Raw genomic sequence first — 24,588 nt, forward strand, 5'->3', positions numbered from 1 at the left:
GCGCAACCGAACCCGGCGAGTCGATCTATGGACATCCCCTGTTCGCCCGCGCATCCTGTTGCACCGGGAAGTGACCTCGGTTACATCCCGCCGGAGCACAACGGGCCGAAAGGGCGAAGCATGAGCCGGGCGACACGGCCTGATCGCGAGGAACTTCCCGAAGGCACCACCGATCCCGGCGAGATCGCCGCGACCCACGACGAGGAGAAACCCGCCCGTCGGCTCTCCCGCCGACCGGAACTGCTGGTCTACCTGGCGGCCCTGGCGGTCGCGCTGCTGGTGCTGCGGCAGGTCTTCTTCCCGCTGACCAAGGGCAACCAGTTCTACCTGGTCATCTTCCTCGGATGCACGCTGCCGCTGGTGTTCCTGTCCTACCGCCCCGGCGGCAGGCGCGGTTCCGGCGAACGCGACGATCCCGGTTGGTACGACTGGGCGCTGTCCGCGCTGGCGCTGCTGGTGGGCTTCTACCCGGTGCTGCCGTTCACCTCGGGCGGTTTCGACGCCTTCCTCGACCGGCAGGGCAGCCTGTCCGGTCTGGACATCCTCGCGGGGTCGCTGCTGCTGCTGTTGGTGCTGGAGGCGACCCGGCGCACCACCGGCTGGATTCTGCCGGTGATCTGTGCTGCCTTCGTCGGTTTCGCCTACTACGGCGGTTTCCTCCCGCAGCACTGGGGAATCGCGCACGCCGGGGTCGACTTCAGCCAGATCATCAACGCGCTCTACAACGACGCCAGCGGGTTCTACGGCACTCCCCTCGACGTCGCGGCCAGCTACATCGTGCTGTTCACCCTCTACGGGGCGGTGCTGTCGGCCAGCGGCGCCGGGCAGTTCTTCGTGGACTTCTCCTTCGCGGCGTTCAAGCGCTCGCGCACCGCTCCTGGCCGCACCGCGGTGCTGTCGGGTTTCCTGCTCGGCACCGTGTCCGGTTCGGGCACGGCGACGGCGGTGAGCTTGGGATCGATCACCTGGCCGATCCTGCGCCGCGCCGGATACCCGCAGGAGAACGCCGGTGGTCTGCTCGCGGCCTCGGGCATCGGGGCGATCCTGTCGCCTCCGACGCTGGGCGCGGCGGCGTTCATCATCGCCGAGTACCTCCAGACCTCCTACCTGACGGTGCTGATCTGGGCGTGCGTGCCCACGCTGCTGTACTACCTGGGCATCGTGTTCTCGGTGGAGGCCGACGCGCGGCGCTTCGGCGCCGAGGCCGTGGACACCGAGCACGGCAGCGCGTGGCGGATCCTGCTGCGCGGCGGGTACCACTTCCTTTCGCTGGCGATCATCGTGGTGTTCCTGGCGATGAACATCCCGCCGTTCGCCGCCGTCGTCTACGCCACCGGTGTCGCGGCGCTGTTCGCGCTGGTCTCGAACCTGGTGCGCGCCACCGGTGGTCCTGGCCGGGCGGTGCTGGACTGGGCGCGGAGCATGGTCGACGCGCTGTCGCTCGGGGTGCGCGGGGCGCTGCCGGTGGTGGCGGTGTGCGCTGCGGCCGGGATCATCACCTCGACGATCACCAAGACCGGCCTCGGCCAGGAGCTCGCCGACGCGCTGGTGCAGGCGGCGAACGCGATCTCGTCCGACCCGACGGTGATCCTGGTGCTCACGGTGGTGTTCTCGGCGCTGGCCGTCGGGGTGCTGGGGCTGGCGGTGCCGGTGACGGCGTCGTTCATCATCGCCTGGGTGGTCATCGGCCCCGCGCTCGGCGAGCTCGGGGTGGCCGACGCCGAGCGGGCGATGTTCATCTTCTACTACGCGGTGCTGTCCGAGGTCACGCCGCCGACGGCGCTGGCGGCGGTGGCCGCCGCCGCGATCACCGGCGGCCGGGTCATCAGCACGATGATGCAGGCCTGGAAGTACACGCTTCCCGCGTTCCTGGTGCCGATCGCGTTCGTGCTCACCGACAACGGCGCGGCGCTGCTGCTGCAGGCCGATGCGGTGACCGTGCTGTGGGTGCTGGCGGTGTCGGTCGTGGCGGTGGGCGCGTTGAGCGTGGTCACCGGCGGCTGGTTGTTCGGCCCGGTGCCCGCCCTGGTGCGCGCGCTGTTCGCGCCGGGGGCGCTGTGCCTGCTCTACCTCGAACCCCCGGTCATCGCCGTGGGGCTCGTTTTCTGCGTGCTGGGCCTGCTCGCCCAGCTGGTGTTGCGCCGCAAGGCGAAGTTCAAGGAGGAGCTCGATGCGGATTAAAGCATTGCTGGCGACCGCGGCCGCGGCGGCGCTGGTGCTCACCGGCTGCGGTGGCAAGCAGGTCCAGGAACCACCCGCCGGGCAGGCGGCGTCCTGCGAGGCCGGTGACGGCAGGCTGACCATCGCCACCGGCAACACCGGCGGCGTGTACTACGTGCTCGGCGGTGGTCTGGCGCAGGTGATCAGCCAGAACACCAAGCTGCGCGCCACGGCCGCCGAAACCGGTGCCTCGGTGCAGAACATCCAGCAGCTGGTGGCCGGCGACTACGACATCGCCTTCACCCTGGCCGACACCGCCGCCGACGCGGTGGCGGGCAAGGGCTCCTTCGACGGCCAGCAGCAGTCGATCCAGGCGCTGAGCAGGATCTACCCGAACTCCACGCACGTGGTGGTGAAGGCGGATTCGGGCATCAACAGCGTCGCGGACATGCGCGGGAAGCGAATCTCGACGGGGTCGCCGAAGTCGGGCACCGAGGTGATCGCGAACCGGCTGCTGGAGTCCGCGGGCCTGAACCCGGGTGCCGACATCCAGGCGCAGCGGCTGGCGCTGGGCAAGTCGGTGGACGGGATGAAGTCGGGCACGATCGACGGGCTGTTCTGGTCGGGCGGTCTGCCGACGCCGGAGATCACCGATCTGACCACGACGCTGGGCGGTGCGGTGAAGTTCATCGACATCACCCCGCTGCTGCCGGAGCTGAACAAGATCAGCCCGGTCTACGAGCAGGGCACCATCCCGGGGGCGACCTACGGTCTTCCGGCGGACGTGCCCACGGTCGAGGTGCCGAACCTGCTGGTGGTGCGGGAGGACTTCGCGGCCAACAACGCCTGCGCGGTGACCAAGCTGCTGTTCGACCGGAAGGCGGACTTGGAGGCCGTGCACCCCTCCGCGAAGCAGATCGACCGCGGCCAGGCGACCAGGAGCGACCCGGTGCCGCTGCACCCGGGCGCGAAGCAGGCACTGGGCGGCTGAGCGCGGCGGGTGGGGGGAGCCGAGCTCGATCCCCCACCCGCGCAGTTCACTCGCAGGTGGCGAGCATGTCCGTCAGCGCCTTCTTCTCGGCGTCGGTGACGGACAGGCCGTAGCTCTTCTTCACCGTGATCCAGTCCGTGGCGTAGACGCACCACTGGCCCTGGGCGGTGGGTTTCCAGGTCGACGGGTCCTGGTCGCCCTTGCTGCGGTTGGAGCTGGAATCCACCGCGACCAGCTGCGGCAGGCTCATGTCGTTGGCGAACTGCTGGCGCTTGGCGTCGTCCCACTTGCTGGCGCCGCTGCGCCAGGCGTTGGCCAGCGGAACCATGTGGTCGATGTCCACGCCCTTGGCCTGAGCGACCTTCTCGCCGGTGTAGAGGCTCGTCCACGAACCCGAGGTGACCTCGCACGCCGAATTGGCCTTGACGCTCTGGCCGTCGCGCGCCAGCACCGCTTCGCGCGTGTTGCAGTTCTTCCCGGCGTCCGGCTGCGGGATCCAGTGCTTGAACTTCTCCCGCGAGTACCCGGTCATCGAGCCGGCCGGAGCGACCGCGAGCTCCGCGAGCTGGTCGCCGGCGGGACCGGTCGCCGCGCTGACCTTCGAATCGAGCAGCCCGGACTCGAAGACGAGCCACATCGCGCCCAGCAGCACCGCCGCCACGACCGACATCCAGACAGGTTTCTTGCTAGCCGACACCCGACTCCCCCTTCTCGGCGAGGTGTTCGACCAATTCGATCATCCGGGGTGTCCAGCGATCACTCCACCACGCGGGCCATGTGTCCCAGCTAACGATCGCTCGGCAGGCTCAGCGCGGGCCGGCGCGGCACGTAGCGCGGCGTGTACCGCAGCAGCAGACCGGCGCCGAGGATTCCGAGGACTCCCATGCCCGCACCGGCGATCCCGACGCCGGCCAGCGCGGTGAGACCGGAGATGACCAGCGGTCCGACGGCCTGGCCGAAGTCGCCGGTGAAGCGCCAGGCGCCGAGGAACGGGGCCGGTCCGGGGTGCGGGGCGAGGTCGGCCCCGAGGGTCATCAGGATGCCGCTGCTGGTGCCGTTGGCCAGCGCGAGCAGGACCGCCACGGCGGCGAAGGTCGGCACGTCGGTGACCGCGAACAGCAGCATGTGCCCGATGGCCAGGCCGGTCATCGACGGCACCGCCGCCCACAGCCGTCCCCAGCGGTCCATGATCTGCCCGGAGGAGTAGGACAGCGCGAAGTCCACACCGCCCGCGATGCCGATGATCAGGGCGGTGGTCGACGGCGGGAGTCCGGCGGCGACGGCGACCAGCGGCAGCACCACGTTGCGGGAGGCGCGCAGTCCGCCGAGCAGCGCGGCGCAGGAGCCCATCCGCAGCAGCACGCCGCGGTGGCGGGTCATGGTGGGCAGCAGGCCGTGGTGGGCTTCGCGCCTGCCGGGCTCGTCGGCGCCGGTGAGGTTGCCGGTGAACAGCAGGAGCACGAGCGTGGCGACGGCGAAGCCGACGTGGATGAGGAACACCGATCGCTTCTCGGGGCTGATCACCAGCACCAGCGAGGACACGAAGGGGCCGATGAAGTAGCCGGCGCGGAACAGCCCGCCGAGCACGCTCAGCGCTCGGGCCCGGTAGCGCAGCGGAACGCCGGTGGTGATGAACGCGTGCCTGGCCAGCGCGAACACCGCCGTGGCCAGCCCGACGAGAAAGACGCTGGCGCCGAGCAGCCACGGGTTGGTGGAGAAGTAGCAGCCGAGCAGTCCGGCGATCGACACCAGCGAGGCGAGGATCATCGCGGTGCGTTCGCCGAGCCGGTGCACGAGCGCGCCGCTGGGCAGGTCGCCGACGAGCTCACCGACCATGATCATGGCCGCGATCAGGCCGAGCGCGCCGAGTCCGGCGCCCTGGTCGGCGGCGATCAGCGGGATCATCGGCAGGATCGCGCCTTCGCCGGTCGCGAACAGCAGGGTGGGTCCGAAGGCCGCGAGGGCAACGGTTCTCAGCTCGAAGGGCTGCTCTTTCTCGGTCACTCTCCGTTGACACCTCGCCGCGACATTGGCTCGACCACTTGCTCCGAGATCAGCCTTGCACGCCGGAGACCAGGCCTGGAACAACCGGAGCTCCCGAAACCCCTTCGCGCAGCGTGAAGTTCATTACGCCGGGGTGGACAAAACGCCCAGTCTTCGCCTTGACCGCCTCCGGCCGCGCCCGCACGATGAGTTGGCCCATCCCCTCAACGGCGAGGTGACGATGTCCGCACAGCCCGGCCAGGGCATGACGCTCAGCGACCAGCTCGCGCGTCACGCCCGCAAGATCCCCGACGAGATCGCGCTGCGGCACGGCGAGGTCTCCCGCAGCTACGCCGAGTTCGACGAGCGGGTCACGCGGCTGGCCGGCGCGCTGCGCGACCGCGGGCTGGGCGCGGGTGACCGCTTCGCGGTCGCCACGCTCAACCACCTGGAGACCATCGAGGCGTTCGTGGCCGGTTCGCGCATCGGGGCGATCTGCGTGCCGGTCAACTTCCGGCTGGTGGCCGACGAGATCGCCTACGCCCTCACCGACAGCGGCGCGAGCGCGGTGATCACCGATTCGTTCCTCGCCGAGACCGTGGCCGAGGCCCGCCGGCAGGCTCCCGAGACGCGGTTCGCGCTGGTCGTCGGCGGCGGCGACGCGGGCCCGGAGTCGGCGGACTTCGAACAGGCGCTGGCCGCTGCCTCGCCCGAGCACGACGAGGTCGAGGTGGACCTGCACTCCGCCGCGTTCATCATGTACACCTCCGGCACGACCGGGCGTCCCAAGGGCGCGGTGCTGTCCCACTACAACCTGCTGATGCACACCTGCAGCCTGCTGATCCACAACGGGGTCTCCGAGGACGACCGGGTGTACCTGGTCGGGGTGCCGCTGTTCCACATCGCCGGTGTGTCGGGGCTGATGGGGCCGCTGCTGCGCGGCGGCCGGATCGTGCTGTCGTCCTCCGGGCGGTTCGACCCCCGCGAGACGGTGGAGATGCTGGCGCGCGAGCGGATCTCGGGCTGCTTCTTCGTGCCGGCCCAGTGGCAGGCGATCTGCTCGCTGCCCGACATCGCCGAGTACGACCTCTCGGCGATGCGGCGGATCAGCTGGGGCGCGGCACCGGCGTCGACGACGCTGCTGCGGCAGATCATGGCGACGTTCCCGCAGGCGGAGCTGAGCACCGTGTTCGGGCAGACCGAGTGCAGCCCGGTGACCACGGCGCTGCGCGCCGAGGACGCGTTGCGCAAGATCGGTTCGGTGGGAACGCCGATGCTCAACGTCGAGGTGCGCATCGTCGACGACGAGATGAACGACGTCGCCGCCGGCGAGGTCGGCGAGATCGTCTACAGGGGACCGACGGTGATGAGCGGCTACTGGAACAAGCCGGAGGAGACCGCCGAGTCCTTCCGCGGCGGCTGGTTCCACTCCGGCGACCTGGTGCGCCAGGACGCCGACGGCTACATCTACGTGGTGGACCGCAAGAAGGACATGATCATCTCCGGCGGCGAGAACATCTACTGCGCCGAGGTCGAGGAAGCGCTCTCGGGACATCCCAAGGTCGGCGAGGTGGCGCTGATCGGCGTCCCGGACCCGCGATGGGGCGAGACCCCGCTGGCGGTGATCGCTCCGCGCGAGCCCGGCGATCCGCCGACCGACGAGGACATCGAGAGCTGGTGCCGCGCCCGCCTGGCGGGGTACAAGCGGCCCAGGCAGATCCGCGTGGTCGAGCAGCTGCCGCGCAACCCCAGCGGCAAGGTCCTCAAGACGACGCTGCGCAGCCAGTACCGCGAGCAGTCCCACACCCCGCAGGGAGGCGGCACCCAGTGAGCGAGAAGCCCAATCCGTTCGACCTGACGGGGCACGTTTCGCTGGTCACCGGAGGCAACTCCGGGATCGGCCTGGCGATGGCCGACGCGCTGGCGGCGGCCGGGGCTTCGGTGTGCGTCTGGGGCACCAACGCCGAGCGCAACGAGGCTGCGGCGCGCGAGCTCGAAGGGCACGGCGGGAAGGTGCTCGCCGTGCGCTGCGACGTCGGCGACGAGGAGCAGGTCGAGCAGGCGATGGCGCGAACGGTGGAGACCTTCGGGCGGTTGGACTCCTGCTTCGCCAACGCCGGGATCGGTGGCACCGGAAGTCGTTTCGTCGACACCGAGCTCAGCGAGTTCCGGCGGGTCACGCGGGTGGACCTGGACGGGGCGTTCCTGACGCTGCGGGCGGCGGCGCGGCAGATGCTGGCGCAGGGCGAGGGCGGGAGCCTCGTGGGCACCTCCAGCCTGGCGGCACGGCAGGGCCAGCCGCGCGGGCAGGCGTACGCGGCGAGCAAGGGCGCGCTGGTGTCGATGATCAAGTCGATCGCGATCGAGCTGGCCCGTCACGGCATTCGCGCCAACGCGGTGCTGCCGGGCTGGGTGAGCACTCCGCTGGCCGATCCGATGCTCGACTCGGAGGCCTTCCACCGCAAGGTGCTGCCGAGGGTTCCGGCCGGCCGCTGGGGCGAGCCGGGCGACTTCGGTTCGCTGGCGGTGTACCTGGCCAGTCCCGCCAGCGCGTACCACACCGCCGACGCGCTCACCGTCGACGGCGGCTACGTGAACTTCTGACCCGCGGATCTCTCGCCGTCCCGCGAGCGCTCTCCGGGAGTCCACCCGATCGCGCACCTATGCAACCAGTTGCATTGCAACTCGGTGCACAGTAACGTCGAGCCTCGCCGGAGTGGTTTTGATTTTCAGAAGGGCAGTGAGCATCGTGCTGCGGACCAGGTTCACCGAGGAGTTCGGCGTCGAGCACCCCATCGTGCAAGGCGGCATGCAATGGGTCGGCCGCGCCGAGCTGGTGGCTGCGGTCGCCAACGCCGGCGCTCTGGGCATGATCACCGCGCTGACCCAGCCCACGCCGGAAGCTCTGGTCAAGGAGATCGCGCGCTGCCGCGACCTGACCGACAAGCCCTTCGGCGTCAACCTGACGATCCTGCCCGCGATCACGCCACCGCCCTACGCGGAGTACCGGCAGGCGATCATCGAATCCGGCATCACGATCGTGGAGACCGCTGGGTCCAACCCGGCCGACCAGGTCGCGGCCTTCAAGCCCGCCGGGGTGAAGGTCCTGCACAAGTGCACGAGCGTGCGGCACGCGCTCAAGGCCCAGCAGCTGGGCGTGGATGGCGTGAGCATCGACGGCTTCGAGTGCGCCGGGCACCCGGGCGAGGACGACATCCCAGGCCTGGTGCTCATCCCCCGGGCCGCCGACGAGCTCAACATCCCGATCATCGCCTCCGGAGGCTTCGCCGACGCCCGCGGCCTGGTCGCGGCGCTGACCCTCGGCGCGGACGGGGTCAACATGGGCACCCGCTTCATGTGCACCCAGGAGTCGCCGATCCACGACGACGTCAAGAAGCGCATCACCGAGGCGGACGAGCGAGACACCGAGCTGATCTTCCGCCCGTTGCGCAACACCGCGCGGGTGGCCAGCAACTCGGTCAGCCGCGAGGTCGTCGCCAAGCTCGACGACGGCGGCGCGTTCGAGGACGTCCGCGAGCTGGTCGCCGGCGCCCGGGGCCGCCAGGTCTACGAGCAGGGTGACACCGAACTGGGCATCTGGAGCGTCGGTATGGTCCAGGGACTGATCAACGACGTTCCGACCGTCGGGGACCTGGTCGACCGCATCGTCACGGAGGCGGTCGAGCTCATCCACCACCGGCTCGGGAAGCTCGTCGCCGGCTGAGAGGGAGGCTGCCGTTGTCTCTGGAGTACGCGATCCTGGTGTCGCTGCGGGAACGCGCGGGCTCGGGGTACGAGCTGGCGCGGCGGTTCGACAAGTCGATCGGGTACTTCTGGGCGGCGAGCCACCAGCAGATCTACCGCAGCCTCAAGCGGATGGTCGAGCTCGGCTGGGTCGACTGCGACGAGGTCGCTCAGCAGAAGCGGCCGGACAAGAAGGTCTACCGGGTCAGCGAGTCCGGTGGCGAGGAGCTCGCGCGCTGGATCGCTGAACCTGCCTCCACCCGCAACGACCTGACGGTCAAGCTGCGCGGCGCGTCGTTCGGCGACGTCGCGCAGGTGCGGGAGGAGATCGCGCGGCATCGCGACCAGCACGCCGCGCGGCTGGCGATCTACCGCGAGATCGAGCGGCGGGACTTCCCCGGCACCGCGAAGCTGTCCGGCCAGGCGTTGCACCAGCACTTGGTGCTCAGCGGCGGGATCCACACCGAGCAGGCGCTGCTGGAGTGGTGCGAGGAGACGATCCGAGCACTCGACGACGACCAGGATCGAGGAACATGAACGCCGCAGGACGCTTTCGCGCAGCCATCGAAGCGGGCGACTTCGACGCAGCGGTCGAGGAGTTCACCGAGGACATCCGCTTCTTCAGTCCGGTGAAGTTCACGCCGTTCGAGGGCATCGACACCGTGCGCGCGCTCTTCCGGGTGCTGCAGCGGACTTTCGAGGACTTCCGCTACGTCGGTGACTTCCCCGGCGAGGGGCAGACGCCCGACGGCGAGAGCACCCGGGCCCACGTCCTGCACTTCCGCACGGTCGTCGACGGCAAGCAGGTCGAGGGCATCGACCTCATCCACCTCGACGCCCACGACCGGATCACCACCTTCACGGTGATGATCCGGCCCATGTCCTCGCTGCAGGTCGTCAGCGAAGCCATCTACCGAGGCCTCGTCCAAGACGGAGTCATCCCAGGCTGAGCCGGCACTCAAATGGCGCACGTCAGGCAAGCGACGCAGTCGCTTCCTCCTCACCCCACCAGAGCAACTCGCACCGCCGCGGGTTCTGAGGCGGTTCTCCTGTGAGGACGCCTCGACGCCGTGTATTGGCATACATAAGTCGAGGCGCCCGGAGCAGGAGGGCCGCCTCAGGTTCCGCTACCCGCACCGCCGAGCAGATCAAGCAGCCGACGACCTCAGAGGTCACCAGATTTCTTCGACCCATTCTGGGTGGTCCACGAACGGGTTCCTGTTGTGCTGGATGTCGGTGAAGATGACCTCGTTGCGGCGCTGCTCGAAGGCGTCCGGCGGGTCCTGCTCGTTCCACTGCTTGAGGACCGAGAGCTTGCCGATGTTGGGGGCGCTGCCGTTGCCGACCTGGTCGTTGACCTCGAGGTCGGCGAACCCGTCGGTGCCCTCGTAGCGCACGGACATGTAGAAGATCATCCGGGCGACGTCGCCCTTGACGGCGTCGCGGGGCTCCCACGAGTCGTCGTCGGTGAAGTTGCCGGGGGCTTCGGCGGACTCGGTGCCGCCCATGTCGAAGTCCTTGCTGCCGCGGTCGGAGTTGACCGTGACGTCGGTGGGCCGCAGGTGGTGGACGTCGGTGCCCGGCCCGGGCACGGTGTCGAAGTCACCGTGGGACTTGGCCCAGACGTGCTCGCGGTTCCACTGGTCGGCGTCGCCGCCGTTGGTGTCCTTGGCCTGGGAGCGGCCGGTGTAGAGCAGGACGACGTTGCCGGTGTTGTTGGGGTCCTCGTCGGTGACCTTGAGGGCTTCCCAGACGTCGTCGTAGTTCAGGGTGGTCACGCCGTTGCTGATGATGCCGTGCAGGGCGGCTTCCAGCTCGGGGCCGGTCTTGCCGATGGCGTCCTGGTAGTAGTCCTCGGCGGTGGGCTGGGCGGGCGAGGCCACCGCGACGGCGGCGGTCGGCACGGCCACCAGAACCGCTCCGCACAGCAGCGATAATGGCTTCCAGCGGGTGATCTTCATGATTCCCTCTCCCCGTGGTCGAGTCGGGGGAAGCGTGACACAGAAACGATCACCATTGGGTGACACAAATCTGGTGACGAGATGGCGTGAAATGGACGCTTCGGTGCCCGAAATCCGCTGCGAGCTGCGATAAGTCAGTCGGAGGCGCGGGGCCTCCGAGGCCACCAAATGGAAACAACGGGAATCATCAGTGCCAGCAGCAGGCCCGCGAGCCCGAATCCGAGCGCGGGGTCGCGGTAGTACAGCCCGGTGAAGACCGCGGGTGCGGCCGACATCCCGAGGAAGCGCCATGCGGTGACCACCGAGATGGCCCCGCTCCCGCCGCTGCCGCCGAGCACGGTGGAGTGCACGGCGACCAGGATCAGCTGTCCGCACACCCCGGCGGCGGCCCAGGCGAGCACGACCACGGGCAGCGAGTCGACCAGGCCGATCGCGGCGACGGCGACCGCTGCGGACAGGACGCCGGTGATCAGCATGGCTCGCACGCCGAAGCGGTCGACGGCGCTGCCGGTCAGCCGGGCGCCGAGCACTCCGGCGACGCCGTAGGCGGTCAGCGCCAGGCCGCGCGCGCCAGGGCTGAGGGCGAAGGCGTCGTCGAGGCGGAAGGAGACCAGGAACGGCAGTCCGGCCGAGCACATCCAGGCGACGCCGGCGATTCCTCCGCTGAGCAGCACCACCGGCGTCCAGGCGTCGCGCAGCGCCGCAGGCGCGCGGGTGCCCGCGGGCTCGGAGTCGGGTGGCAGCGGGCTGACGGCGAGCAGCGCGGCGACGACGGCGACGCCGACGAAGGCGAGTTGCCAGGCGCTCTCCGCGGCGAGCCCGCCGACCAGCGGTGCGGTGGTCTGACCGATGGCCTGCATCGCGCCGTAGGTGCCCATCGCGCGGCCGAGTCGTTGGCGGGGTGTCCCGGCGGCGATCTTGGAGAGCAGCAGCGGCGTGGTGAAGGCGTTGGCCACGCCCTGCAGCGCGCGGGTGACCTGGAACAGCCAGAACCACGGCGCGATGGCCCCCAGCACTGCGACCACGGCGTACCCGATGTAGGCGACGCGGATGGTGCGGCTGCTCCCCCACCTCTCGCCGAGGCTGCCGGACACGAGCATGACCAGGGCGAAGGGCAGCAGGTAGGCGGTGGTGGAGGTCGCGGCCACGCTCGGCGTCACGGCGAAGTCGGCGCTGAGCTCCGGCAGCATCGCGGCGACGATGCCCGCGCCGAAGGGCCCGAGCAGCCCTCCGATGTACAGCGCGACCCGGGAGTTCACCGCGCCACCTCCACACCGCGACGGTCGTTAGCCGCGCGAACGGTAACACCGGGAACGCGGCCGCGAAGTCCACTGTGGCCGAGATCCCGGGCAGCGGGCGGTTGTGATCCGGACTGACCGGGCGAAGGAGACATCGACCACCGTCAGTTCAGACCACAACCGCCCGGTGCGCACCACCACCGCTGAGCGGCGGGGCCGTGAACCCGAGGTCAGACGGTGATGATGCTGACCCCGGCAAGGCAGCGGAACGGAGCCAGGTCGGTCTCGTCCGCGTTGGTGTCGGTGACGAGGGTCCACGTCGCCGGGAGCGGCGCCCAGGCGTTGAAGGGCTTGGCGCCGAGCTTGCTGCTGTCGGCGAGGATGAAGACCTCGCGGGACTGGGCGATCATCTGCTCCTTGAGGCGGGTCTGCAGCAGACTCGCCTCGCAGATGCCATGGCGGGAATCGAGGCCGTCGGCACCCAGGAACGCCTTGTCCGCGGTCACCCGGGACAACGTCAGCTCCGCCAGCGGACCGACGAAGCCCTGGCTGATGTGCCGCAGCTCGCCGGCCAGCGACACCACCTGCACCGGGTCGGCGTCGACCAGCTCGGTCAACGCCATCACGCTGTTGGTGATCACCGTCAGCCCGGCGCGATCGCGCAGCCGGTGGGCCAGCTTCCCGGTGGTGGTGCCGGCGTCGAGGATCAGCGTGTCGCCGGTGGAGACCTGGTCGGCCGCCCACGCCGCGATGCGGTCCTTCTCCGCCGAGGCCAGCGCCGTGCGCTGCCCCAGCGAGGGTTCCGCGCTGGTCGCCGGCATCGCGCCGCCGTAGGTGCGGGCGAGCTTGCCCTGGTCGGTCAGCAGTTGCAGGTCGCGCCGGATCGTCGATGGCGTGACCGCCAGCGACGCGGCCAGCTCCTCGACCTGGACCGCGCCCTGCTCGGTCACCAGCCGCTCTATCAACGCCCGGCGCTGCCCTGCCGAGAGGCGTCCTTCGACTTCCGCGCTCACGTCGCGATCCTCCCAGAACCGGATCAAGGTCTTCCGGCCAGTGCCGCCGCTTGGCGCAGGGCCTCCAGCATGCTGCCCGCCTCGGCCCTTCCGGTGCCCGCGATGTCGAAGGCCGTCCCATGATCCACCGAGGTCCGGATGACCGGCAGCCCCACGGTGATGTTCACCCCTGCTTCCAGGCCGAGGATCTTCACCGGCCCGTGCCCCTGGTCGTGGTACATCGCCACGACCAGGTCGAAATCGCCTCGTCCGGCGCAGAAGAACACCGTGTCGGCCGGCAGCGGGCCCTGCGCGTCGATGCCGTCGGCGCGGCAGGCGTCCAGCGCCGGCTCGATCTTGGCCTCTTCCTCGCCGTGCCCGAACAGGCCGTTCTCCCCCGCGTGCGGGTTGATGCCGCACACCGCGATGCGGGGCGCGGCGACGCCGGAGTCCACCAGCGTGCGGTGGCCGCGTCGCACGGTGCGCTCGACCAGTCCGGGTTCGATCCGCTCGATGGCGTCGATGAGCCCGATGTGCGTGGTCACGTGGATGACCCGCACCGTCCCGGTGGACAGCATCATCGACACCTCCGGAACACCGCACAGCTCGGCGAGCAGTTCGGTGTGCCCGGGGTAGCGGTGCCCGGCGGAATGCAGCGCGGCCTTGTTCAGCGGCGCGGTGCAGATCGCCTGCACCTGCCCTGCCATCGCCAGCTCGGCGGCCTTGGCGACGTAGCGGTAGGCGCCTTCACCGGCCAGCGCGGAGAGCTCCCCGAAGGGCAGGTCCGGCGGGATGCCGCCGAGGTCGAGCACCTCGATGGTGTCCGGGTCCTCGGTGGCCTCGGCCGGTCCGGAGACCGGTTTGACGCGCACGTCGATCCCGCAGATCTCAGCGGCCCGGGTCAACCGGGCGGCATCGCCGATCACCACCGGGCGGGCCAGGCCCTGCAGCTCGGGTTCGGCGAGCGCGCGCACGATCACTTCGGGACCGACTCCAGCGGCGTCGCCCATGGTGACGGCGATGGCAGGCAAGGTCACGCGACGGCCCTTCCGCAACGCACCGCGGACACCGCGCGGTGCAGGGTGTCCGGCGCACCGAACGCGCCGGCCTTGGTGATGACGTAACCGGGCTCCTTCTCGATGGTGCGGCCCAGCACCACACCGGGTTCGAGCTCGTTGAGCAGCCGTAACCCGCTGACCCCGCGCCTGCCGAGGACGGCGCGGGCGGTTTCGCCGCCGGTGAGCACCAGCAGCCCGGCCCGTTCGGTCGCCGGTGCGCACACCTCCGCGAGCGCGGCGGTGAGCTCTCGCGCCAGGCACGCTTCCACCGGGCCATCCACGGTGACCAGCACGTCACCGGTGCACAGCGCGTCGTGGAGCTGTTCGCCGATGCGCGCGAGCGCGGCGGGCTCGGCGTCGACGAGGGCGCGCGCCGAGAGCCGACGGGTGTGCCCGAAGCGTTCGGCGAGGTAGTCGGCTTGCTGGCGGGAGACGCGGTGGGCGCTGCCCACCACTGCCAGCACGGGTCCGTCGACCGGAGGTGGCGGTTCGATGTCGTATCCGGGGCGCAGCAGTTCGGCCAGCGCGTCGGCCAGGCCGGCGGCTCCCACCCAGTGCGGCGGGACGGCCGCGGCGGAGCCCGCGGTGGCCACGGCGCGCAGGTCGCTCTCCGACACCGCGTCGCAGATGACCACGTCGGCTTCGGTGAGCAGCTGCGCGACCCGTTGGCGCAGCTGCGCGGGCTTGCCGCGCACCGAGGCCAGGGCGACGTGGCGGACTTTCAGCCCGTCCAGCGCGGCAGCGATGTCCGCCGGAGGGTCGTCGGGTTCGGTGTTCCAGGAATCGGTGTGGTGCAGCGGAATTCCGTTGATGTGCACGACTCCGCCGAGCACGGTGCGACCGGTGGCCGGCGAGGCCGGGCACAGCAGCACCCCCGCTCCGTCGGCGTGCTCGACGATCGCACCGACTTCGGCGGACACGTTGCCGCGAAGCGTGGAATCGATCTTCTTGAAAACGACGCGGCCTTGCGCGTGCCCGTCCAGTGCCTCGTGCACGCGCTTGGCGGCGAGATCGGGTTCGATGTGCCTGCTGTCGGTGTCGGCCACGAACACCTCGGCGTCACCGGTGTCGTCCAACGCCAGCAGAGTGCGCATTTCGCGCAGCGCGAAGGGAACTCCGGAATCACCGGCACCGCTGAGGTCATCGGCCACGACCAGGACTCGCGATCCCATGATCACCTGCTCTTCTGCTCGCCGGAACACCCAACGAGCACCCCCCGTCGGGCTTGGTCTAACCATAGAGATCGCTGCGCGAATCACGCAATAGTCCTATCCAGCGAGTGCACAGTGCGCAACGTTGTGCGCGATGTGGCGGACGGCGGGCGCTAGTCGACTTCGGTGACCATTCCCGCTGGTAGGTGTTCCGAGAGCAGGTCCAGGAGCCGGTCGGCGTCGACCGGTTTGGTCAGGTACTCCGTTGCGCCCGCCGCGATGCTCTGCTCGCGGTCGCCCTTCATCGCCTTGGCGGTCACGGCGATGATGGTCAGATCCCGGTAGCGGGGCATCTCGCGGATCATGCGGATGGCCTCGTTGCCGTCCAGCTGCGGCATCATCACGTCCATCAGCACGATGACGATGTCGTTGTGGCTGCGCAGTTCCCGGAGCGCGCCCAGGGCGTTGTCGGCGTGCACGACCAGCAGCCCGTGCTGCTCCAGCAGCACCCGCATGGCGTGCACGCTGCGCTCGTCGTCGTCGACGACCAGCACCTTCTCCGAGTTGAACTGCAGCGCGCCGCGCTGTCCGGGCTCGGCGGTGCGGTGCACGTGCGGCTTCGTCTCCCGGTTGATCAGCTCGCTGGAGCGCAGCGGCGGATCGATGCCTTCGACGGAGACGTCCAGGCTGCTCTCGGCCTCGGACGGAACCCGCGGGTGCGGCGGTGTTTCGGCCACGGAGGCTTCGCCCGCGGGCGTCTCGATCGCGAGCGTCTCGTCGTCCGCAGGCACTACCTCGACAGCTGTGTCATCGCCCGCGGGTTCCAACACCTGAGGCGTCTTGTCGACAGCGGGTTCGCTCGGCAGGAAGAGGCTGAAGGTGCTGCCCTGGCCGGGTTCGCTGCGCACCTGCAGCTCACCGCCGAGCAGCGTCGTCAGCTCCCGGCTGATCGACAGGCCCAGGCCCGTGCCGCCGTACTTGCGCACCGTGGTGCCGTCGACCTGCTGGAACGCTTCGAAGATCAGCGACAGCTTGTCGGCGGGGATGCCGATCCCGGTGTCGCGCACCGAGAACACGATGCGCTGCCGGGCCCGGCGCAGCGCCCCGCTGTTGACCTCGGTGGGCTGGGCCGGGCGGATCCGCAGTTCGACGCTGCCTCGATCGGTGAACTTCACCGCGTTGGCCAGCAGGTTGCGCACGATCTGCTCCAGCCGGCTGCGGTCGGTGTGCACGCTCAACGGCAGCGACGGCGCGACGACGACCCGGAAGTCCAGGCCCTTCTCCGCGGCGACCGGCCGGTACATCGACTCCACGCTGCGCGCCAGCTCGCCGAGCTCGACGTCCTCGGGCAGCAGGTTCATCTGCCCGGCTTCCACCTTGGAGAGGTCGAGCACGTCGTTGATCAGCTGCAGCAGGTCCGATCCGGCCTGGTGCACGGTCTTGGCGAGGTCCACCTGCTGCGGGGTGAGGTTGCCGTCCATGTTGTCGGCGAGCAGCCTGGCCAGGATCAGCACGCTGTTGAGCGGTGTCCGCAGCTCGTGGGACATGTTGGCCAGGAACTCCGACTTGTAGGCCGAGGCCTGTGAGAGCTGGCGGGCGCGTTCTTCGAGCTCCTGGCGGGCCTGCTCGATCTCGATGTTCTTGAGCTCGATGTCCTTGTTCCGGCTGGCCAGCAGCGCGGCCTTGTCCTCCAGCTCGATGTTGGAGCGCTGCAGCTCGTCCTGCTGGTTCTGCAGCTGCTCGGAACGGGCCTGCAACTCGCTGGCCAGGTGCTGGGATTCACCGAGCAGCGCTTCGGTGCGCGTGTTGACCACGATGGTGTTGACCTCGACGCCGATGGATTCCTTGAGCCGGTCCAGCAGGTCCAGGTGCACGGAGCTGAACCGGTGGATCCCGGCGAGCTCGATCACGCCGAGCACCGCGCCCTCGAACAGCACAGGCACGATGGCCACGCTGATCGGCGCGGAGGCGCCCAGCCCCGAGGTGATGTGGATGTGGTCCGGCGGCGCGTCCTCCACCAGGATCGACCTGCGGTCCACGGCCGCCTGCCCCACCAGGGACTCCCCGAACTCGAACCGCAGCGGCGGGCCCTCGCGCGCCGGAGGGCTGCCGTAGCCCGCGGTGTGCTCCAGGTAGCGGTGGCCGTCCTCGGCGGTGCGGGTCAGGAAGAATGCGCCGTGGTGGGCCGACACCAGCGGCGCGAGCTCGGACATGATCAGCTGCGCGAGCGCGTCGAGGTCGTGCTGACCCTGCATCAGCGCGGAGATCCGCGCCAGGTTCGTCTTGAGCCAGTCCTGCTCCTGGTTGGCGCGGGTCGTCTCCTTGAGGTTGCTGATCATCGCGTTGATGTTGTCCTTGAGCTCAGCGACCTCGCCGGAGGCGTCGACGGTGATCTGCCTGGTCAGGTCTCCCTCGGTGACCGCGGTGGCGACCTGGGCGATGGCGCGGACCTGGGTGGTGAGGTTCCCGGCGAGCCGGTTGACGCTCTCGGTCAGCCGCCGCCACGTGCCGGAGACGTCGGCGACCTCCGCCTGGCCGCCGAGCTTGCCCTCGGTGCCCACCTCGCGGGCCACCCGCGTGACCTCGGCGGCGAACGCCGAGAGCTGATCGACCATCGTGTTGATCGTCGTCTTGAGCTCCAGGATCTCGCCGCGCGCGTTGACGTCGATCTTCTTGGACAGATCGCCGCGCGCCACGGCCGTGGTCACCTGGGCGATGCCGCGCACCTGGTTGGTCAGGTTGTCGGCCATGATGTTGACGTTGTCGGTGAGGTCCTTCCAGATCCCCGCCACGCCGTACACCCGCGCCTGGCCGCCGAGCTTGCCCTCGGTGCCCACCTCGCGGGCCACCCGCGTGACCTCGGCGGCGAACGCCGAGAGCTGATCGACCATGGTGTTGATCGTGTTCTTGAGCTGCAGGATCTCGCCCTGCGCGTCGACGTCGATCTTCTGCGTCAGATCACCGGCCGCCACCGCCGTGGCGACGTTGGCGATGTCGCGCACCTGGCTGGTGAGGTTGTCGGCCATGAAGTTCACCGAGTCCGCCGCCAGCGCCCACCCGCCTTCGACGTCCCCGTCGAGGGCCACCGGGGCGACCGGCAGCTGACCTCGCGCCACCGACTCCCCCACCCGCTGCAGCTCACCGGCCAGCCGCTGGTTGCGCTCAGCCACCTCGTTGTAGATCGCGGCCGCTTCCGCCGCGGCACCGTCGCCGGTGACCACCAGGCGACGCCGGAAGTTGCCGTCGCGCAGCTCCCGCAGGGCGGGCAGCAACCGGGCCAGCACCTGTTCGGCGTCGTCGCGGTCCGGCGGTTGTGACATCGACGCCCTCCTCGGGCTCCGGCGCCTCAGTGCTTGTTGCGGGAATCGCGGTCCAGCCGCAGTTCGGTGGCCAGCACCGCGGCCTCGCTGCGGTGCCGCATCGCCAGCTTGGCCAGCATCTGCGACACGTAGTTCTTGATTGTCTTCTCGGCCAGCACCATCCGCTCGGCGATCTCGCGATTGGTCATGCCCTCGCCGATGAGCTCCAGCACTTGCCGCTCGCGGGCGGTGAGCTCCCGCAGCGGGTCGGCCTTCTCCTGCTCCTTGCGCAGCCAGTTGAGCATGGCCTCGGTCCGCTGCGGGCTCAGCAGCGACTTGCCCGCGCCGACCGTGCGCAGGGCGCTGACCAGCTCCTGGCTGACCACGCCCTTGAGCACGAATCCGCTGGCGCCGGCCATGATCGCGTCCATCAGGGCCTCGTGATCGTCGAACGAGGTCAGGATCAGGCAGCGCAGCTCCGGCAGCTGGGAGCGAAGCTCGCGGCACAGCTCGACGCCGTTGCCATCGGGCAGACGCACGTCGAGCACCGCGACCTGGGGGTTCCGCTTCGGCACCCAGGCCAGCGCCTCGGCCACGCTGCCCGCTTCTCCCACCAGTTCCAAGTCTTGCTCGGCATCGACCAGCGCGGCGATGCCGCGCCTGATCACGTCGTGGTCATCTACCACGAACACCCGTGTCGTCATCTCACTTCCCGGCGCAGATCGTTTCCACAAAGTGCGCGAGCTGGTCTTCGCCGATGTGCTGGGCGAGATCGGCCTGACTGATCATGCCGACCAACCGGTGGTCGGATATCACCGGCATCCGGCGGATCTTGTGCTCTTCCATCATCGTCAGCACCTGGTCGACGTCCGCTCGCGCATCGATCCAGTGTGGCGCTCCCTGCGCCAACTCGCCCGCTTTGACCTGTGCCGGGTCGCGGCCCTCCGCGCAACAGCGGAGCACGATGTCGCGATCGGTGATGATGCCGTGCAGCCGGTCGTGCCCGCAGATCGGCAGCGAACCGACGTCGAGATCGCGCATCATCTGCGCGGCCTTGAAGAGGGTCTCGTTCTCCCCGATGCACTCCGCACCGGGATGCATGATGTCGCGAGCCGTGGTCATGATCGGCCTCCTCTTTTGCGTTTGTGGGACGTTCCCGCACTACCCGAGGCCCGTGTGACCGAAACCCGCGTGATCGGATACAGAATCCGAAACCGGCGTTCGAGCCCTCGCCCGCCTCGACGCCGGGTGCGCCGGACTCAGTACTCGTGCATCAAGCGGTCGAACGCGGAGTTGGCCGCCGACCACTCGAGCGTGAGCACCTCCGCGGGAACCTCCGAGCGCGGTTCGGCGTCCACGGTGACGACGAAGCCGCGGTCGGCGCGCCGGCGGCGCAGCTGCACCAGTCGACCACCGGTCGACCTGCCGATGCGCTCGCCCTGGTCGTTGGACTCGATCTGCCCTGGTTGCAGGGTTGCTGTGCTGAATTCCGCCATGCCCCAATTGGACCGCACCTGGTCAAGCGGGGCACGCGCGAACGCCCACCCGATCATCGACCGGGTGGGCGTTGTGCGGTGAGCCGGTTACCGCGCCGTGGTGCGGAAGCGACGCAGGCGCAGGCTGTTGCCGACGACGAACAGGGAGCTGAATGCCATCGCCGCGCCGGCGATCATCGGGTTGAGCAGCCCGGCCGCCGCCAGCGGCAGCGCCGCCACGTTGTAGGCCAGCGCCCAGAACATGTTGCCCCGGATGGTCGTCAGCGTGCGCCGCGACAGCCGGATCGCGTCCACCGCGGCGCGCAGGTCCCCGCGCACCAGCGTCAGGTCACCGGCCTCGATGGCGATGTCGGTGCCGGTTCCCATGGACAGGCCGAGGTCGGCCTGCGCCAGGGCCGCGGCGTCGTTGACGCCGTCGCCGACCATCGCCACCGCCTTGCCCTCGCCCTGCAGGCGCTTGACGACCTCGACCTTGTCGGCGGGCATGACCTCGGCGATGACCTCGTCGATGCCGACCTGCGCGGCGACCGCGTCGGCCACCGCCGCGTTGTCGCCGGTGAGCAGGACCGGGGTCAGGCCGAGCTCGCGCAGCTGCGAGATCGCCTGCTGCGACGTCGGTTTCACCGTGTCGGCCACGACCAGCACGGCGCGCACCGCGCCGTCCCAGGCCACGACGATCGCGGTCTTGCCCTCGGACTCGGCCGCCGCCTTGGACTCCGCGAGCGGTCCGTCGAGGTGCAGGCCCCACTGCTCCAGCAGCGCCGCGCGACCGGCCAGCGCCGCACGCCCCTCGACGACCCCCTGGACTCCGAGACCTTCCAGGTTGGCGAACTCGCCGACCTCCGGGAGCTCACCGACCTCGTGGCGCGCGCCGGTGGTGATGGCGCGGGCGATGGGGTGCTCGGAGGCGTTCTCCACGGCTCCGGCCACGCGCAGCGCCTCGTCGCGGCCGGTGCCCTCGGCGGTGTGCACGTCGAGCAGCTGCATCCGCCCGGTGGTCACGGTTCCGGTCTTGTCCAGCACGACCGTGTCGATCCGACGGGTGGACTCCAGGACCTGCGGTCCCTTGATGAGCACCCCCAGCTGCGCGCCGCGACCGGTTCCCACCAGCAGCGCGGTCGGCGTGGCCAGGCCCATCGCGCACGGGCAGGCGATGATCAGCACCGCCACCGCCGCGGTGAACGCCGCCGTCACCGGTTGCCCGGCGACCAACCAGCCCAGCAGGGTCAGCAGCGCCAGGCCGATCACGATCGGGACGAACACCGCCGACACGCGGTCGGCGAGCCGCTGGATCTGCGCCTTGCCGGTCTGGGCCTCCTCGACCATGCGCGCCATCTGCGACAGCTGGGTGTCGGACCCGATCTGGGTGGCGCGCACGACCAGCCGGCCACCGGCGTTGACGGTCGCACCCACGACCGCGTCACCCGGGCCGACCTCGACGGGAACGGATTCACCGGTGAGCATCGAGGCGTCAACGGCCGAACCGCCCTCCTCCACCACGCCATCTGTGGCGATCTTCTCGCCGGGCCGGACCACGAAGCGATCGCCGACGGCCAGCTGCGCCGTGGGCACCCGGACCTCTGCACCACCGCGCAACACGGCCACGTCCTTGGCGCCCAGTTCCAGCAGCGCCCGCAGCGCGGCTCCGGCACGACGCTTGGCGCCCGCCTCGAAGTAGCGCCCGGCCAGCACGAACGTGGTGACCGCGGCGGCGACCTCCAGGTAGATCGAGCTCGTGGCATCGCCGCGTTCGATGGTCAGCGCGAACGGGTGGGTCATGCCGGGCATGCCCGCGTGCCCGAACAGCAGCGCGTAGAGCGACCAGAGGAACGCCGCGAGCGTGCCCATCGACACCAGGGTGTCCATGGTCGCCGCGCCGTGCCGCAGGTTCAGCCAGGCCGCGCGGTGCAGCGGCCAGCCACCCCAGACCACCACCGGCGCGGCCAGCACCAGCGAGATCCACTGCCAGTATGTGAACTGCAGGGCCGGCACCATCGCGAGCACCACGACCGGCGCCGACAGGGCCAGCGAACCGAGCAGCCGCTGCCGCAGCGCGTCGGCCGGTTCCTCCTGCTCCGGCTCCGCGGTGGGCAGCGCGGCACCGTAACCGGCCGCTTCGACGACCTCGACCAACCGCTGCGGGTCGAGGCCGTCCGGCGCGGTGACCTGCGCCTTCTCCGTGGCGTAGTTGACGCTGGCGGCGACGCCGTCGAGCTTGTTGAGCTTGCGCTCGATCCGGTTGGCGCACGAAGCGCAGGTCATGCCGGTGATCGCCAGCTCGACGGTCCGGTTCGCGGAGCGCTCTACCGTGGTCATGCCAGTTCCCTTCGCGCCGTCCGGTCCGTCATGAGGCCAGCTCGTAGCCGGCCTCTTCAACTGCCGCGCGCACGGCGGCCTCCAGCGCGCTGCCGACGACGGTGACCGCACCGCTGGGCAGGTCGACCTTCACGTCGGTCACACCGTCGATGGCGCCGACCTCCTCGGTCACCGAAGCCACGCAGTGCTGGCAGGTCATTCCGGTCACGTGGTAGGTCGTCTCGCTCATCGGTCCATCCCTCTCGGTTCGCGGGTTGCACGCCGACGCCTCGCGCCGACACCCCGAATCTATACCCCCAGGGGGTATCTCTTCAAGCCAGGTCCGATGTCAATTCAGAATACCCCTCCGGGGTAGCGCCACCTGCCGTGGAGCCACCGGCGGACTCACGCGGTCACGATCTGGTCGCCCTCCACCCGGACCGGCATCGAGGCCAGCGGGCGAGCCGCCGGGCCCTTGTTCACCGAGCCCGACAGCGCGTCGAAAACCGAACCGCGGCAAGGGCACGTCAACTCCGCGACCTCGGGCTTGACCGGGCTGCCCTCGTGCGTGCAGGCGGCGTCGAAGGCCACCACCGGGGAGTCGTCCGGCCTGGCCACTATGGCCTGCCTGCCGTCGGGCACCTGCACCGGGACCACACCCCCGACGGGTACCGAGGCCGGCGGGTCAGCGACTTCCCCGACGGCGCGGGCTGCTGCGGCTGTCCACCGAGATCGCCGAGACCGGGCCGGGGACCGAGATGACCGCCGTGCTCGAGGTGACGACACCGGTGCGACGCAACGACACCCGGTCGCTGGAGCTGCGCACGCCCAACGGCCCGGCGATGCTGATGCTGCCCGTCACGCGGTGACGCGGTGGTCCTCGGCCAGCGCCTTGGCGCGGGTCAGCAGTTCTTCCGGCAGCGCCGCCGGATCGAGCCCGCAGCGCTGGTCGTAGGCGGCGATGACCGAGTCCTCGAACCCGTCCAGCAAACGACCGGGGGCCTCATCGGCGATGGAGCCGACCGAGTCGTCGTCGAAGGGCAGGTCTAGGGCGCGGTAGACCTCGGTGAGCAGCGGTCGCAGCACGTCGGCGTCGTCGAGGATCGCCACCGCGCTGAACAGCCACGCGCCGCGCACCATCCGCTGCGCCGTGCCGACGAGCTTGACCTGTCCCCGGGCGTTGACGCTGTGCGCGCCGGGGCAGTATTCCCCCGGCACCGCCCCGACCTGCGCGTCGATTCCGTGCTGAGCGAGGACCTCGGACCACAGCTCGGCGTAGCCGACGAACCGCTCCTCCAAGCCCGCCAGCCGCCCCGGATCGGGCCCGGCGTGGTCGACGACCAGCGAGTTCTCGGTGTAGGCGACCGCCCGTCCCCCAGGCGCCCGCAGCACCGGCGTGAACCCGGCGTCCCGCGCGGCGGCGACGGCGTCCGGGAACCCCGGCAGCAGGCTGTCCCGGCGGCCGAAGGCCACCACCCGCGCCTCGGGCCGGTAGATCCGGAGCGCCGCTCCGGCCTCGCCCGCGCTGATCCGCCGCAGCATCGCGTGCGCCGTGGCCACCTCCAGCGCTTGATCCCCGCCCACGCCCAACGCCCCGCGCAACAACTCCACGGCGACAGTCTACGCAGCGCAGAACGCCGCGATCGCAGCGGAAACCGGGCGGCCGACCTCCGCTGGACGCGGGGAACCGTCAGCCCAGCAGCGGCGTTCCGTTGAACACCGCGAGCTCCTCGCGGTAGAACTCCAGGCCGATCCCGTTGGGGTCGCGGATGTAGAGGCTGTCGTCGATGCCCCGGTCCGGGCCGACGTAGCTGATGCCGGCCTCGTCGAGACGCTCGCGGGAGGCGGCGAAGTTGTCGGCGTCGGTGGACAGCGCGATGTGCTGCACCGCGCCGATCGTCTCCTCGAACGGCGGGTGGTCGTGACCGGGGAAGTCGAAGAACCCCAGGAGGTTGCGGTTGCCGACGTCGAAGAAGAAGTGGCTGGAACCCGCGTAGTCGCGGTTCTCCACCAGCTCGACCAGCGGGAAGCCCAGCAGCTCCTGGTAGAAGCGGATGGTCTCCTCGACGTCCTTGCAGATCAGCGCGACGTGGTGGAAGCCCTTGACGGTCGGCGCCGGACGCTTCCCACTCGGCATCAGGTACTGGTCGCGAAGCTCGTCGCGGCGGGTCCGGATGGCCTCCAGCTCGGCCCCTTGCGGCTGCGGCATGGTCAAACTCC

At 70.1% G+C, this 24,588-nt stretch carries 23 protein-coding genes; 7 read left to right on the forward strand and 16 right to left on the reverse strand.

Annotated features, from left to right (window positions below):
- Positions 1-120: 120 nt before the first annotated feature.
- Positions 121-2,181 carry a TRAP transporter fused permease subunit gene (locus AB0J78_RS11520; protein WP_363788795.1) on the forward strand — a complete coding sequence of 687 codons (2,061 nt, stop codon included), beginning with the start codon at positions 121-123 and terminating at the stop codon, positions 2,179-2,181.
- Complete coding sequence (locus AB0J78_RS11525; RefSeq protein WP_363788796.1) at positions 2,171-3,151, forward strand: TAXI family TRAP transporter solute-binding subunit; 981 nt, start codon at positions 2,171-2,173, stop codon at positions 3,149-3,151. The genes AB0J78_RS11520 and AB0J78_RS11525 overlap by 11 nt, the downstream gene beginning before the upstream one ends.
- Positions 3,152-3,197: 46 nt before the next feature.
- Here the strand turns inward: AB0J78_RS11525 and AB0J78_RS11530 are convergent, their stop codons facing one another.
- Together AB0J78_RS11530 and AB0J78_RS11535 are read right to left on the reverse strand one after the other, a co-directional pair.
- Positions 3,198-3,821 carry an HNH endonuclease family protein gene (locus AB0J78_RS11530; protein WP_363788797.1) on the reverse strand — a complete coding sequence of 208 codons (624 nt, stop codon included), beginning with the start codon at positions 3,819-3,821 and terminating at the stop codon, positions 3,198-3,200.
- A gap of 116 nt (positions 3,822-3,937) precedes the next feature.
- Positions 3,938-5,155: an MFS transporter gene (locus tag AB0J78_RS11535; protein ID WP_363788798.1), complete on the reverse strand. Its 1,218-nt coding sequence runs from the start codon at positions 5,153-5,155 to the stop codon at positions 3,938-3,940.
- 220 nt (positions 5,156-5,375) lie between these two features.
- On the opposite strand from AB0J78_RS11535, the gene AB0J78_RS11540 reads away from it, so the two are divergent.
- From AB0J78_RS11540 to AB0J78_RS11560, 5 genes are all read left to right on the forward strand, one after another.
- A complete protein-coding gene (locus AB0J78_RS11540; protein ID WP_363788800.1) occupies positions 5,376-6,965 on the forward strand; it encodes a long-chain-fatty-acid--CoA ligase in 1,590 nt (529 codons plus the stop codon).
- Entirely contained in the window at positions 6,962-7,738 is a 777-nt protein-coding gene (locus AB0J78_RS11545; RefSeq protein WP_363788801.1) for an SDR family NAD(P)-dependent oxidoreductase, read from the forward strand. Before AB0J78_RS11540 ends, AB0J78_RS11545 begins: the two co-directional genes overlap by 4 nt.
- A 145-nt stretch (positions 7,739-7,883) precedes the next feature.
- Positions 7,884-8,858, forward strand: coding sequence for a nitronate monooxygenase family protein (locus tag AB0J78_RS11550; RefSeq protein WP_363788907.1), 975 nt, complete (start codon positions 7,884-7,886; stop codon positions 8,856-8,858).
- 14 nt (positions 8,859-8,872) lie between these two features.
- Positions 8,873-9,415, forward strand: coding sequence for a PadR family transcriptional regulator (locus tag AB0J78_RS11555; RefSeq protein WP_363788803.1), 543 nt, complete (start codon positions 8,873-8,875; stop codon positions 9,413-9,415).
- Positions 9,412-9,828: a nuclear transport factor 2 family protein gene (locus AB0J78_RS11560; RefSeq protein WP_363788805.1), complete on the forward strand. Its 417-nt coding sequence runs from the start codon at positions 9,412-9,414 to the stop codon at positions 9,826-9,828. Before AB0J78_RS11555 ends, AB0J78_RS11560 begins: the two co-directional genes overlap by 4 nt.
- Positions 9,829-10,050: 222 nt before the next feature.
- On the opposite strand, the gene AB0J78_RS11565 is transcribed toward AB0J78_RS11560, so the two are convergent.
- From AB0J78_RS11565 to AB0J78_RS11630, 14 genes are all read right to left on the reverse strand, one after another.
- Positions 10,051-10,839 carry an endonuclease gene (locus AB0J78_RS11565; RefSeq protein WP_363788807.1) on the reverse strand — a complete coding sequence of 263 codons (789 nt, stop codon included), beginning with the start codon at positions 10,837-10,839 and terminating at the stop codon, positions 10,051-10,053.
- A 134-nt stretch (positions 10,840-10,973) separates the two neighbouring features.
- Positions 10,974-12,098: an MFS transporter gene (locus tag AB0J78_RS11570; RefSeq protein ID WP_363788809.1), complete on the reverse strand. Its 1,125-nt coding sequence runs from the start codon at positions 12,096-12,098 to the stop codon at positions 10,974-10,976.
- Between the two features lie 209 nt (positions 12,099-12,307).
- Positions 12,308-13,090, reverse strand: a complete 783-nt coding sequence (locus AB0J78_RS11575; protein WP_363788811.1) for a DeoR/GlpR family DNA-binding transcription regulator — start codon at positions 13,088-13,090, stop codon at positions 12,308-12,310.
- Between the two features lie 23 nt (positions 13,091-13,113).
- Positions 13,114-14,106: a 4-hydroxythreonine-4-phosphate dehydrogenase PdxA gene (gene pdxA, locus AB0J78_RS11580; RefSeq protein WP_363788813.1), complete on the reverse strand. Its 993-nt coding sequence runs from the start codon at positions 14,104-14,106 to the stop codon at positions 13,114-13,116.
- Entirely contained in the window at positions 14,103-15,299 is a 1,197-nt protein-coding gene (locus AB0J78_RS11585) for a four-carbon acid sugar kinase family protein (protein WP_363788815.1), read from the reverse strand. The genes pdxA and AB0J78_RS11585 overlap by 4 nt, the downstream gene beginning before the upstream one ends.
- Before the next feature lie 152 nt (positions 15,300-15,451).
- Positions 15,452-18,598, reverse strand: a complete 3,147-nt coding sequence (locus AB0J78_RS11590) for a HAMP domain-containing protein (RefSeq protein WP_363788817.1) — start codon at positions 18,596-18,598, stop codon at positions 15,452-15,454.
- Between the two features lie 26 nt (positions 18,599-18,624).
- Positions 18,625-19,281 carry a response regulator transcription factor gene (locus AB0J78_RS11595; protein ID WP_363788820.1) on the reverse strand — a complete coding sequence of 219 codons (657 nt, stop codon included), beginning with the start codon at positions 19,279-19,281 and terminating at the stop codon, positions 18,625-18,627.
- Position 19,282: 1 nt separating this feature from the next.
- Positions 19,283-19,699 carry a CBS domain-containing protein gene (locus AB0J78_RS11600; protein ID WP_363788822.1) on the reverse strand — a complete coding sequence of 139 codons (417 nt, stop codon included), beginning with the start codon at positions 19,697-19,699 and terminating at the stop codon, positions 19,283-19,285.
- 137 nt (positions 19,700-19,836) lie between these two features.
- Complete coding sequence (locus tag AB0J78_RS11605; protein ID WP_363788824.1) at positions 19,837-20,073, reverse strand: hypothetical protein; 237 nt, start codon at positions 20,071-20,073, stop codon at positions 19,837-19,839.
- An 87-nt stretch (positions 20,074-20,160) separates the two neighbouring features.
- Positions 20,161-22,389 (reverse strand): heavy metal translocating P-type ATPase, encoded by a 2,229-nt coding sequence (locus AB0J78_RS11610; protein WP_363788826.1) that lies wholly within the window; start codon positions 22,387-22,389, stop codon positions 20,161-20,163.
- 28 nt (positions 22,390-22,417) lie between these two features.
- The gene (locus AB0J78_RS11615) at positions 22,418-22,618 is read right to left on the reverse strand and encodes a heavy-metal-associated domain-containing protein (protein WP_363788828.1); all 201 of its coding nucleotides are present in this window, start codon (positions 22,616-22,618) and stop codon (positions 22,418-22,420) included.
- 155 nt (positions 22,619-22,773) lie between these two features.
- On the reverse strand, positions 22,774-23,016 hold the full coding sequence (locus AB0J78_RS11620) for a Rieske (2Fe-2S) protein (protein ID WP_363788830.1): 243 nt from the start codon (positions 23,014-23,016) through the stop codon (positions 22,774-22,776).
- 210 nt (positions 23,017-23,226) lie between these two features.
- Positions 23,227-23,979, reverse strand: coding sequence for a lipoate--protein ligase family protein (locus AB0J78_RS11625; RefSeq protein ID WP_363788832.1), 753 nt, complete (start codon positions 23,977-23,979; stop codon positions 23,227-23,229).
- Positions 23,980-24,058: 79 nt separating this feature from the next.
- Positions 24,059-24,577, reverse strand: coding sequence for a VOC family protein (locus AB0J78_RS11630; RefSeq protein WP_363788834.1), 519 nt, complete (start codon positions 24,575-24,577; stop codon positions 24,059-24,061).
- Positions 24,578-24,588: the final 11 nt, after the last annotated feature.

The organism is Saccharopolyspora sp. NPDC049426 (assembly GCF_040676935.1).
GTDB lineage: Bacteria > Actinomycetota > Actinomycetes > Mycobacteriales > Pseudonocardiaceae > Saccharopolyspora.